This window comes from Goodfellowiella coeruleoviolacea (assembly GCF_024171785.1).
GTDB lineage: Bacteria > Actinomycetota > Actinomycetes > Mycobacteriales > Pseudonocardiaceae > Goodfellowiella > Goodfellowiella coeruleoviolacea.
Map to the genome: position 1 here is coordinate 376,320 of NZ_JAMTCK010000003.1, position 11,815 is coordinate 388,134.

General features: G+C 71.1%; 11 protein-coding genes. 6 read left to right on the top strand and 5 right to left on the bottom strand.

All coding sequences use genetic code 11. From position 1 onward, the window contains the following. Window positions 1-52: 52 nt before the first annotated feature. A complete protein-coding gene (locus tag LX83_RS07780; RefSeq protein ID WP_253768604.1) occupies window positions 53-835 on the top strand; it encodes an alpha/beta fold hydrolase in 783 nt (260 codons plus the stop codon). A gap of 67 nt (window positions 836-902) precedes the next feature. Here LX83_RS07780 and LX83_RS07785 read toward each other — a convergent pair whose 3' ends face one another. Together LX83_RS07785 and LX83_RS07790 are read right to left on the bottom strand one after the other, a co-directional pair. After that, on the bottom strand, window positions 903-1,778 hold the full coding sequence (locus tag LX83_RS07785; RefSeq protein ID WP_253768607.1) for an HhH-GPD family protein: 876 nt from the start codon (window positions 1,776-1,778) through the stop codon (window positions 903-905). Window positions 1,779-1,802: 24 nt separating this feature from the next. After that, entirely contained in the window at window positions 1,803-2,294 is a 492-nt protein-coding gene (locus LX83_RS07790) for a beta-class carbonic anhydrase (protein WP_253768611.1), read from the bottom strand. Window positions 2,295-2,509: 215 nt separating this feature from the next. Here LX83_RS07790 and LX83_RS07795 point away from each other — a divergent pair, with 215 nt between their 5' ends. Beyond that, window positions 2,510-3,331 (top strand): hypothetical protein, encoded by an 822-nt coding sequence (locus LX83_RS07795; RefSeq protein WP_253768614.1) that lies wholly within the window; start codon window positions 2,510-2,512, stop codon window positions 3,329-3,331. A 139-nt stretch (window positions 3,332-3,470) separates the two neighbouring features. Here the strand turns inward: LX83_RS07795 and LX83_RS07800 are convergent, their stop codons facing one another. The 3 genes from LX83_RS07800 to LX83_RS07810 all read right to left on the bottom strand — a co-directional run bounded on the left by LX83_RS07800 (window position 3,471) and on the right by LX83_RS07810 (window position 7,116). Further along, window positions 3,471-4,541, bottom strand: coding sequence for a hypothetical protein (locus tag LX83_RS07800; protein ID WP_253768617.1), 1,071 nt, complete (start codon window positions 4,539-4,541; stop codon window positions 3,471-3,473). 248 nt (window positions 4,542-4,789) lie between these two features. Further along, window positions 4,790-5,890: a LacI family DNA-binding transcriptional regulator gene (locus LX83_RS07805; RefSeq protein WP_253768619.1), complete on the bottom strand. Its 1,101-nt coding sequence runs from the start codon at window positions 5,888-5,890 to the stop codon at window positions 4,790-4,792. A gap of 113 nt (window positions 5,891-6,003) precedes the next feature. Further along, window positions 6,004-7,116 (bottom strand): LacI family DNA-binding transcriptional regulator, encoded by a 1,113-nt coding sequence (locus LX83_RS07810; protein WP_253768623.1) that lies wholly within the window; start codon window positions 7,114-7,116, stop codon window positions 6,004-6,006. 257 nt (window positions 7,117-7,373) lie between these two features. On the opposite strand from LX83_RS07810, the gene LX83_RS07815 reads away from it, so the two are divergent. The 4 genes from LX83_RS07815 to LX83_RS07830 all read left to right on the top strand — a co-directional run bounded on the left by LX83_RS07815 (window position 7,374) and on the right by LX83_RS07830 (window position 11,792). Then, window positions 7,374-8,633 (top strand): extracellular solute-binding protein, encoded by a 1,260-nt coding sequence (locus LX83_RS07815; protein ID WP_253768626.1) that lies wholly within the window; start codon window positions 7,374-7,376, stop codon window positions 8,631-8,633. A 10-nt stretch (window positions 8,634-8,643) separates the two neighbouring features. Then, entirely contained in the window at window positions 8,644-9,561 is a 918-nt protein-coding gene (locus LX83_RS07820; protein WP_407649504.1) for a carbohydrate ABC transporter permease, read from the top strand. A gap of 63 nt (window positions 9,562-9,624) precedes the next feature. Beyond that, window positions 9,625-10,536 carry a sugar ABC transporter permease gene (locus LX83_RS07825; protein WP_253768629.1) on the top strand — a complete coding sequence of 304 codons (912 nt, stop codon included), beginning with the start codon at window positions 9,625-9,627 and terminating at the stop codon, window positions 10,534-10,536. A 155-nt stretch (window positions 10,537-10,691) separates the two neighbouring features. Continuing rightward, entirely contained in the window at window positions 10,692-11,792 is a 1,101-nt protein-coding gene (locus LX83_RS07830) for an ABC transporter ATP-binding protein (RefSeq protein ID WP_253768633.1), read from the top strand. Window positions 11,793-11,815: the final 23 nt, after the last annotated feature.

The following is an 11,815-nucleotide window of genomic DNA, read 5'->3' on the forward strand; positions in this document are numbered from 1 at the left end:
GCCCCGATTGTCTCCGGCCACCGCACTGCCGGCTGCTGGTAGACCTGCCGTCATGGTGGATCACTCCCGCGCCGGGGTCGTGGACTTCGGCGGTGACGGCCCGGCCATCCTGCTGCTGCACGGCCTGATGGGCCGGGCCACGACCTGGTGGTCGGTGGCCAGGTGGCTGCGCCGGCACGGCCGGGTGGTGGGGCTGGACGCGCGCGGTCACGGCGACCACCCCTGCCCGGGCGGCCCGTGGCGCACCGAGGACTTCGTCGCCGACATCGTGGCGCGCCTGGACGACCTCGCGCTGGGGCCGGTCGTGGTGATCGGGCACTCCATGGGCGGGCTGCACGGGATGGCGCTGGCCGCGGCACACCCCGACCTGGTCCGGGCGGTGGTGGTCGAGGACATGGCGGTGGACCAGCGCGGCCGGTCCGTGGACGAGTGGCGGGACTGGTTCGCGGCGTGGCCGCCGGCCTTCGAGTCGGTGGCGCACGTCCGGGAGTTCTTCGGGCCGCAGGGCGACTACTTCGTCGAGTGCGTGCGCGAGCGCGCCGACGGCTACCACCTGCTCGCCGCGCTCGACGACATGTACGAGATCGCCGGCGAGTGGGGCCGGCGGGACTACTGGTCGGTGGTGGAGCGGGTGCGCTGCCCGCTGCTGGTGCTGGAGGCCGAGCACACCGGCATGCCCGCCGGCCAGCAGGCCGAGATGGCGCGTCGGGCACCGCACGGCCGGCACCTGGTCGTGCCGGGCGCCGGGCACGTGGTCCACCACGACGCGCCCGCGTTCTACCGGGGTGCCGTGGAGGCGTTCCTGTCCCAGGTGCTGGCCGCCCCCGTCGGGTGATCACAGCAGGGTGATCACAGCGGGGTGATCACAGCGGGGTGTTCGCCAGTGCGGTGATCGCGGCTGGTCAGTGCTCGCCGGGCAGCGCGAACCGACCGTCCTCGATCTGCTCCACCAACCCGTCCACCAGCAGCGAGTGCAGGCACCGATCCCGCTGCCCGGCGTCCGCCCACACCACGTCCAACCGGGCCTTGGCCACCGGCTCGGCCGTGCCGCGCAGCACGTCCAGCAGCAGCCCGCGCACCTGCCGGTCGGTGCCGGCGAACTTCTGCACCGGCTTGGCCGGCCCGGCGTAGGCCGGTCGGCCGGCCCGCTGCCACGCGCAGCCGTCGATGATCGGGCAGTCGACGCAGCGCGGGGTGCGGGCCGTGCACACCAGCGCGCCCAACTCCATCAGCGCGGCCGAGTACCGCGCCGCGGTGGCCTCGTCGTCCGGGAGCAGCGCGGCCACGTCGGCCAGGTCCCGCGTGGTGGACGGCGGGCCGGCGTCGCCGGCGCCGTGCACGGCCCTGGCCACCACCCGGCGCACGTTGGTGTCCACCACCGGGCAGCGCCGGCCGTAGGCGAACGCGGCCACGGCCCTGGCGGTGTAGGCGCCGATGCCCGGCAGCGCCAGCAGTGTGTCCACATCGGACGGAACAACGTCGCCGTGCTCGTCGGCGATGGCCTTGGCCGCCTCGTGCAGCCGCAGGGCGCGGCGCGGGTACCCGAGCTTGCCCCAGGCCCGCAGCACCTCGCCCTGGCTGGCCGCGGCCATCGCCGACGGTCGCGGCCAGCGCTGCAGCCAGGCCAGCCACACCGGCTCGACCCTGGCCACCGGCGTCTGCTGCAGCATGATCTCGCTGACCAGCACACCCCACGCGGTCGTCTCCGGCCGGCGCCAGGGCAGGTCGCGGGCGGTCTCAGCGAACCAGTCAAGGAGGAGATCGGCGTCCACGCTCATAGTGGAGACGATTGTTCCCCCCGCTCAGATCACCTCGTGCAACGCCCCGGTCCGCACGTCGTAGACGAAACCGCGCACGCTGTCGGTGTGCGGCAGGTACGGGCTGCGCCGCACCCGCGCCACCGACCGGCGGACGCTGTCCTTGACGTCGCGGAACGCCTCGACCGACCAGGTCGGCCGCAACCCGCTGGCCTGTTCGAGTTCGTCCTTGAAGTCGTCCTCGGTGACCATGGACAGGCCGCAGTCGGTGTGCTGGATGACCAGCACCTCGCGGGTGCCGAGCTTGCGCTGGCTGAGCGCGAGCGAGCGGATCACGTCGTCGGTGACCACGCCGCCGGCGTTGCGCAGGATGTGCGTCTCGCCCTTGCGCAGGCCGAGCAGCTCGAAGGCCTTGATCCGGGCGTCCATGCAGGTCAGCACGGCCACGTGGAGCGAGGGCCGTGGTGAGGACGGCTCGGGTGCGCCCGCGGGCGAGGCCTCGTGGTGCCGGGCGAGAAGTTCGTCGATGGCGGTCAAGCCCACCTCCGGTGCCTGGCCGCCGCAGCGTTGCGGCGAGCTTCGTGTGTGCTTCTTACGTCATTACACGGGTGTTGAGCGATCAGGTGCTGAACCCGGCCTGATTCTGCCTGGTCAACGGGGAGATTTCGACAGGGCCACACACGGGAGATTCACCACTCGGGTGATGTGCACCGGACGGGCGGCGTCGGGTCCCGCCGATACCGTCAGCCCTCATGATCAAGTTCTCCGTGTCGCCCGCCTCCCGCCGCCACGTGCTGACGATCGCCGGCACCGGTGCGGCCGTGGCGCTGGCGGTCTGGGCGGTGGTCGAGACCAGTGGTGTGGCCGCGCCCACCGCACCGGCACCGGGCCAGCGCCTGTCGGCGTCCCGCTGGCAGGCGCCACCCACACCGCTGCCCGGCCAGCCGGCCGCCCCACCCCAGCCGTGCCCCGACCGGGTGCTCCGGGTGCGCGCCGAGGTGCTGCCCGCCCGGCCCGACCGGCTGGACTTCGGCCACCGGCCGGCGGACAACCCGGTGGCGCGGCTCGTGGTGGTCAACACCGGCCAGACCGCGTGCACCAGAGACCTCGGCGAACACCGGGAGCTGCTGCTGGCGTCGGCGGACGGCGGGCGAACGCGGTGGCTGAGCCGGGACTGCGCACCCGAGACGGCCGGCGAACTGCGCATCATGCACCCGGGCGAGGAGTACGGCTTCCCGCTGACTGAAGCCCACCTCGGCCGGCCGGTCGCTCCGGTTGTCGGCGCGGATCCGCTTGCGCCCCAGGGGTTTCCGGTCGACGCGTTGCTCGACGCGGGCGCCGAGCCCGCCTGCCCGCCCGACCAGCCGGCGCCCTCGGCCGGGGCGTCAGCGCGGCCCGCGGACGGTTCGTGCGCGCAGCCGTGCGGGCGGGCGACAACAGCGACAGCAGCAGCGCGCGCTGCGGACAACGCCTGGCCGGTCGTGCGCGGGGACGCGCCGCCCGCCGGCGACCACTACCTGGTCGGCCGGCTCGGCGAACTCACCACCGAGCCCGTGGCCGTGCGGCTGGGGTAGGGCGGTTCGCGGACGCCGGCTGTCCGGCTCGCGACGCCCGCGCGGTGATCTGGCGCTCGGCGTGCGAGGTGTCCCCGCATCGCCCGGCGTCGCGACGGGCATGACGCCACGGGCCGGACCGGCCGGAGGTGAGCCCCGATCAGGCGCAGGACCACACGGTGGGAACGAACTGCGCGTCGCTGCCGGACCTGATGCTGCGTCCGGCGATTCGGCCGTCGTCGGTCACGGCCATCGCCTCGGCGTGGGTGTAACCGGGCAACGGCGGCAGCACCGTGCGGGTGCCGCCGGACAGGACCACGGCTGTCCGCCGGCTGTAGTCCGTCCCCTCGTAGCCGACCACGGTCCCCGAGCTGTTCACGTCGGTGAGCGTCGCCGTGCCCGCGCCCGTCAGCAGGCGGGGCACGCCATCACGCCACAGCACCGCGCCCTTGCCCTGACCGGGCACGGTTGCGGTGCCGAGGACGTAGGACCCGGCGATGTCGGTGGCGGAGCTGTCGGCAGCAGGATCCACTCCACCCAGCGGGCGGAACCCACCGTCGACCGTGCCGGTGACCGCCTGGAGCCGGGAACCCGACGTGAAGGTGCCGACTATCCGGTCGTCGTCGCTGATGTCGGTGAGCGCGAAGAGCCGGCCGGCGATGCCCAGATCACGCGGCGCGGTGGGGTTGTGGATCGACCACGCGAGCGCGTGCACGGTGCCGTCGTCGAACGTGGCGCTGCCGATCACCACTCCGGTGTCGCTGACCGCGCTGGCCTGCGCGAAGTGCCTGGTGTTCTGGGGTGGCCTGCTCAGCCGGCCCAACCTGCCGTCGTGCCAGGTCAACGGCTCCACCGACTCGGTCCCACCCACGGCGTCACCGGAACTGTTGACGCCGGTGACGTGGCTGAGCGAGCCGAAGTCCGCCACGACCACGCCGTCCCGCCACACCAGGCCGCGGTGGTCGCCGCCCAACCCGTCGCTGCTCCAGTGGCCAAGGCCCCCGAAGTAGCGGCCACCGTCCGTGGCCTGCACGTACCCGGTGGCCACCCGGCTGCCGGGCACGCCGGGGAGCTGGGTCGGCTGGTAGGCGCAGGCTGGCGCGGCGGTGCCGGCGTGGGCGACCGCGGTGTCGGCCACCGCGACACCACCCGTGGCGAGCGCGCTCGCCACCACGCCCACGCTCGCCAGGAGCCGGACCACCAGACCGCGTCGTGAGGGTGAGCTGAGCACGCCGATTCCTCCCGGTAGTGGACGTCGGGGTCACCGAGGACGGTCGACTCCTCGGCGACCCCGACGCTAGCCAGGACCGGTACGAAGACCGTACAAAGCGGGCTCAACGTGCTCTTCTGCCAACTCGCCCTCCGCGTGGCCGACGTGTCCGAGGTGGACGGTCGACCCGGTGTCGGCGTGCCGGCCGGGTGATCGCCGCGGTGGTGCCGGGCAGCCTCCGACCGACCGACACCGGGGCGGCTACCGGGTCACGGGCCGAACCAGCGGTCGTCCTGGCCCCTGGGGACGGTGGCGGTGGTGCCGACGACCAGTTCGGTGGCCAGGGTGACGGTGCGGGGGCGGCTGTGCTCGTGGGTGTCGAACAGGAGCTTGCCGGCGGCGCGGCCCTTTTCGAGGACCGGCTGGCGGACCGTGGTCAGGCCGGCGCGGTCGGCTTCGGGGATGCCGTCGAAGCCGGTGACGGTCAGGTCGTGCGGCACGCGCAGGCCGCGGCGGCGGGCCTCGGTCAGGGCGCCGAGGGCGAGGATGTCCGAGGTGCAGATCAGCGCGGTGATGCCGGGGTCGCGGTCCAGAATCTGCGCGGCGGCCGACTCGCCGCTGGCGGTGGTGTGGTCGAAGCGCTCGACCACCGGCACCTGGGTCCAGTCCACGCCGGCCGCCGAGAAGGTCGCCGCCAGGCCGGCGAGGCGGGCGCGCTGCACGTGGAAGTGGGCGGCCTGCTGGCGGTCGAGGGACACGAAGCCGTCGTTGCGGTCCCTGGCCAGGCGCATGCACACCACGCCGATGCGGCGGTGGCCGAGGTCGAGCAGGTGCCTGGCGAGGTGGGTGATGGCGAGTTGGTCGTCGATGCCGACCCGGTCCACGGTGTCCAGCTCCGGCTGGTCGCAGACGACCGTGGGGACCGGCCGCTCCAGCACCGCCGCCAGGTGGGGGTCGTCGTCGGGCACGGAGTAGACCACGAACCCGTCCACCCCGGCCCGGTGCACGGCGGCGACGTCCTCCCGCTCGGGGTTGGCCGGCACCATGAGCAGGCCCTGCCCGGCGTCCTCGCACGCCAGCGCGAGACCTTCGAGGAAGGTCAGCGCGTGCGTGTCGCGGAACGCGTAGGAGAGGTTCTCGGTCAGCAGCAGGCCGACCGCGCCTGCCTTGCGGGTGCGCAGCGACCTGGCGACCGGGTCGGGCCCGGGGTAGCCGAGGCGGCGCGCCGTTTCCAGGACCCTGCGCCGCAGCTCTGGGGAGAGCTGGTCGGGGCGGTTGTAGGCATTGGACACCGTTGTCCGGGAGACGCCCAGCTCCGCGGCCAGGGAAGCCAGCGTCGCGGGTCGCCTCACATGCATAGACCTCGCCATGTAAAGACCGTAACGGTACAGAACCATTTTCAGAAGTCGTGGTGACGCGTGTCCCTCGGAAGCTTGTCGCCGCAGCTCAGCGAGTTGCTTGACGCTCCAATTGGTGTAGACCTCTAGGATATTGAGCGCGGTGGCGCGGTGGATTCGCGGACCACCAGTTTGGGGCGGAAAACCCTCGTGTAGTTGCCGTTGGTGCGGTGTCGTCCATCTGGGTCAAGCCGGTGCACCAACTCGTCCACGGCGGCCGCCGCCATCTCCTCGATGGGCTGGGCCAGGGTGGTCAGCGCGGGCGAGCAGTACGCGGCCAGCGGGATGTCGTCGAAGCCCACCACGGACAGGTCGCCGGGCACGGACAGGCCGCGCTGGTGGGCCTGGCGCAGCACGCCCATGGCCATGTGGTCGGACGAGCAGATCACCGCGGTGGGCCGCACCGTGTCCAGCAGTCGGGCCACGGCCGCGCCGCCGCCCTCGGCCGCGAACGGGGCGTGCGCCACGAACTCCGCCTCCGCGGGCAGCCCGGCCTCCTCCAGCGCCGCCGCCCAGCCGGCGCGCTTGAGCCGGGACGGCAGCGACCGGGACGGCCCGGACACGAACCCGATGCGGCGGTGGCCCAGCTCCAGCAGGTGCTGGGTGGCCAGGTAGCCGGCCAGCTGCTCGTCCACGGTCACGTCGGGCACGTCCAGCGACGGCGTGGCCCCGTTGACGAACACCATCTGCACGCCGTCGGCGAGCAGTTTGGCGTAGTAGCTGGGTTTGGGCGCCTCGCCGAGCGGGACCTCCACGTTGGTGATCTCCGGGGAGACGAACACCATCCCCTCGACGCCCCTGGCCAGCAGCATCCGCACGTACTCCTCCTCACCCAGGGAGGTCGGCACGGGTGTTCTGGTGCGGGCGGCGGGTGGCCGGGACTCGGCCGGGCCCTCGCGGCGGATCGCGGCGGAGCGGGTGTTGCACAGCAGCGAGGAGTAGCCCAGCCGCGCCGCCCTGGTCTCCAGCGCCTCGGCGAACGCGGGGAAGACCGGGTTGGACAGCTCCGGCACGAGCAGGCCGATCACGCCGGTGCGCTGCAGGGCGCCCAGGCCGCGCGGGGTGTAGGGCTGTTCGGCGAGCACCGCGAGCACCCGCTGCCTGGTCTCCTCGTTGACCCCGGCCCGCCGGTTCAGCACTCGGCTCACCGTCGAGATGCTCACCCCGGCTGCCCTGGCGATGTCGGCCAGACCGGACACGGTTCCTCCCTTGCCACGTCGTTCGCGAGCAGCCTGCCCTTCGCAGCAAATTTTTGCAATCAAGACTTTGCGGAACCACCGGTGGCGGTCACGGTGTGTGCGCCGTTACGGCTTGGTTACGCGGAAACTCTTGACCTTGCGCAGTCAACGGGTATGAAATCCGCGTCACCTGTAACGCAAATTATTGCAAGTCCTGGTTCGGCGACCGCCTGGCAGCGGGCCCCGAACCGCTCAACGTGGAGGGAACGAGAGCAACGATGCGACGCACAACCCTCATGACGGCGGTGGCGGCCGGCCTGTCCGGGGCACTGGTGCTCACCGCGTGCGGTGGCGGTGCCTCCAACGGCGGCGGGGACTCGGGCCAGGTGGTCTTCTGGGACACCAGCGGCTCCGGCGAGCACCCGGTGTTCGCCAAACTCGCCCAGGACTGCGCGACCAAGGGCGGCTACCAGGTCAAGGTCGAGCAGGTCGCGTTCGACCAGGCGCTGCCCAACTACAAGACCGCGGCGCAGGGCGGGCAGGGCCCGGACGTGCTGCGCGCCGAGGTCGCCTGGGTCGCCCAGCTGGCCAAGAACGGGCTGATCGCCGACCTGTCCGCCACCGACCTGGCCAAGGACACCGGCGACTTCCTCGACGTGCCACTGGGGTCCACCAAGTACGACGGCAAGACCTACGGCGTCCCACAGGTCACCGACACGCTCGCGCTGCTGTACAACAAGAAGCTGCTCGCCGACGCGGGCGTCGAGCCGCCCAGGACCTGGGCCGAGATCAAGGCCGCGGCGGCCAAACTCGGTGGCACCAAGACGTTCTTCGTCAACAACGACGCCTACTACGCGCTGCCGTTCATCTACGGCGAGGGCGGCGACCTGCTCGACACCGCCAACAAGAAGATCGTGGTGAACTCCGAGCAGAACGTGCGCGCGCTGAGCACCGCCAAGGACCTGATCGACTCCGGCGCCGCGCAGACCGCGCTGGACCAGACCAACTCCTACAACAACATGAAGGCCGCGTTCGCCGCCGGCCAGGTGGCGATGGTGGTCGACGGGCCGTGGGCCGTGGTCGACCTGCTCAAGGGCGAGGCGTTCACCGACCCGGCCAACCTGGGCATCGCGCCCGTGCCCGGCGCCACCGAGGGCAAGGGCAGCGCGCCGGTCGGCGGGCACGACTACGTGATCAGGCAGGGCACCAGGGCCAAGGACTCCGCCACCAAGTTCATCGCCTGCATGAGCAGTGCCGAGTCCCAGGCCACCGTGGCCAAGGAGCTGGGCCTGCTGCCCACCCGCAAGTCCGTCTACGACAACCCCGAGGTCAAGGCGCAGAGCGTGGTGGCGGCGTTCGCCCCGGTGGTCGAACAGGCGCACGCCCGGCCGTGGGTGCCCGAGGGCGGCCAGCTGTTCGACCCGATGAAGATCTCCTACGCGGACGTGCTCGCCGGGACCAAGCAGCCCAAGGCGGCGCTCGACGAACTCGCCAAGACCTACCACGACCAGGTCGTCCCCGACTACGCCCAGGGCTGAGGAGAGCGCGGTGCGGAGGTTTCTCGACCGCTACTGGTACGCCTACGCGATGGTGCTGCCCGTCGTGGTGGTCACCGCCGTCCTGGTGCTGATCCCACTGGTCCAGGGCATCTACTTCACCTTCACCGACATCAACGAGGCCAACATCGCCAACCCGCTGCTGGACCGGGTGGCCGGCTACGTGTCGGTGGGCTTTCGCAACTACGCCAACGTGCTGTCCGGCGACTCCAGTTACGGCTCGTTCTGGGCCACCCTGCTGCGCACCGTGATCTGGACCTTCTGCTGCGTGTTCCTGCACGTCACCATCGGCCTGGGGCTGGCGCTGCTGCTCAACCGGCCGATGCGGGCGCGCGCGCTGTACCGGGTGCTGCTGATCCTGCCGTGGGCGGTGCCGGCGTTCATCAGCTCGTTCGCCTGGAAGTACATGTTCAACTCCCAGTTCGGGATCATCAACCAGACGCTGCGCGCGCTGGGCCTGCCCGAACCGGTGTGGCTGGGCCAGTCCAACCTGGCGCTGGTCGCGGTGATCATCGTCAACGTCTGGGTGGGCGTGCCGTTCAACATGATCGCGCTGCTCGGTGGCCTGCAGTCGATCCCGGGTGACCTCTACGAGGCGGCCGAGATCGACGGGGCCACGCCCTGGCAGCGGTTCCGGCACGTGACCCTGCCCGGGCTGCGCTCGGTGACCAGCACCGTGGTGCTGCTCGGGGTGATCTGGACGTTCAACATGTTCGCGGTGATCTACCTGGTCACCGGCATGAACCCGTACACCCGCACGCTGATCACCTACGCGTTCGAGCGGTTCTTCGCCGGGGCCAGCCGGGACTACGCGGTGGCCTCCACCTACGGCGCGCTGATCCTGTCGGTGCTGCTGGTGTTCGCGCTGTTCTACCGGGGCGTGCTGCGCCGGCAGGGGGAGACGCTGTGAGGTCGGTGCGGCAGTTTTCGTTGTCGGACAAGGGAAACCACGAAGTCAGGAGGGCGGAGCACGATGACCGTTGACGCCGCCGCACTGCGCGCCGCCGGGCAGGAGGCCGCCGCCGGCAACCGCGGGCGCGCCAGCCGGGCCAAGCGGTCCCGGCTGGCCAGCGTCGGCCTGCACGGCGCGCTGATCACCGCCTCGCTGGTCGCGGTCTTCCCGGTGTTCTGGGTGCTGGTGACCTCGTTCAAACCGGACGCGCGCGCGGTGGAGGCCACCCCGAGCCTGTTCAACGAGTCCAGTTTGGACAACTACGTGGACGTCCTGTCCGGACAGCGCGGGAACTTCCTCGCCTGGTTCGGCAACTCGGTGCTGATCGCGTTGCTCACCACGGTGCTCGGGGTCTTCCTGTCGGCCACCACCGGGTACGCGGTCAGCCGGTTCCGCTTCCCCGGTCACCGGTCGCTGCTGCTGGGCTTCCTGGTGATGCAGATGTTCCCGTTCGCGGTGCTGATCGTGCCGCTGTACAACATCCTGATCGCGCTGGGCCTGCAGGGCACCACGTTCGGCCTGGTGCTGGTGTACTGCACCACGGCGGTGCCGTTCTGCACCTACATGCTCAAGGGGTACTTCGACACCATCCCGGTGGACATCGACGAGGCCGGCCGGGTGGACGGGCTGTCGCCGTTCGGGGTGTTCTGGCGGCTGGTGCTGCCGCTGGCCCGGCCGGGACTGGCGGTGACCGCGTTCTACTCGTTCCTGACCGCCTGGGGTGAGGTGGCGTTCGCGTCCGCACTGCTGTCCGCGGCGGACGAGTCGAAAACACTGGCGGTCGGCCTGCAGGTGTTCTCGCAGCAGAACCGGACCGAGTGGGGTCACCTGGCGGCGGCGTCCATTCTGGTCGCGATCCCGGCCGTGCTGGTGTTCTACCTCGTTCAGCGTTTCCTGGTGAGCGGATTGGCCTCGGGCGGGGTCAAGGGGTGAGGCGAACGGGATCGAGAAAGATCCAGGTCGCGGTCGGGTAACAATCGCGCACTCTCCGTGAGGGCTAGGGGAATTATGTGTCGCCCGAGGGGCTGACGAAAGCGCTTTCTCGATATACCTTGACGGGACACGCATCACAGTGAAAGGGACGTCTCATGGCCGAGGTCGCCTACGTCAACGCTTCCCGGGTGTTTCCCGGAAGCCCTCCGGTGCGCGCTGTTGATCAGCTTGAGCTGAACGTGGCAGACGGTGAGTTCCTCGTTCTGGTCGGTCCGTCGGGTTCGGGGAAGTCCACGGCGCTGCGGATGCTGGCCGGGCTGGAGGACGTGGACGAGGGTGCCATCGAGATCGGCGGCAAGGACGTCACCAACGTGCCGCCCAAGGGCCGGGACATCGCCATGGTGTTCCAGTCCTACGCCCTGTACCCGCACATGACCGTGGCCGAGAACATGGGCTTCGCGCTCAAGCTGCGGGGCGTGCCCAAGCAGCAGATCAAGGACAAGGTCGCCGAGGCGGCCAAGATGCTGGACCTGACCAAGTACCTGGACCGCAAGCCCAAGGCGCTCTCCGGTGGTCAGCGCCAGCGCGTGGCCATGGGCCGGGCCATCGTGCGCGAGCCCAGCGTGTTCCTGATGGACGAACCGCTGTCCAACCTGGACGCCAAGCTGCGCGTGGAGACCCGCGCCAACATCGCCGCGCTGCAGAAGCGGCTGGACACCACGACCATCTACGTGACCCACGACCAGGTCGAGGCCATGACCATGGGCCACCGGGTCGCGGTGCTCAAGGACGGCCTGCTCCAGCAGTGCGACACCCCGCGTGAGCTGTACGAGCGCCCGGCCAACGCGTTCGTGGCCGGCTTCATGGGCTCGCCCGCGATGAACCTGAAGACCGTGCCGCTGACCGCCGAGGGCGCGCAGCTGGACGGGCTGGTCGTGCCGCTGCCCCGGACCGTGCTGGACAGCGTGGCCGCCGAGGGCCTGACCGAGGTCACCTTCGGTGTGCGGCCGGAGGCGCTGCACCTGGCCGGTGCCGACGAGGACGGCATGGAGCTGACCGTCGAGCTGGTCGAGGAACTGGGCGCGGACGCCTACGTGTACGGCAGCGTCCGGATCGGTGACGCGTCCGAGCGGTTCATCGTGCGCGTCGACTCCCGCACGCCCCCGGCGTTCGGCCAGAAGGTCAAGGTCGCGGTGCGCGACAACAGCGAGATCCACCTGTTCCACCCGGAGAGCGGCAAGCGCCTGTCCGCCTGAGCGCTCAGCCGGTGCCTGGCCGC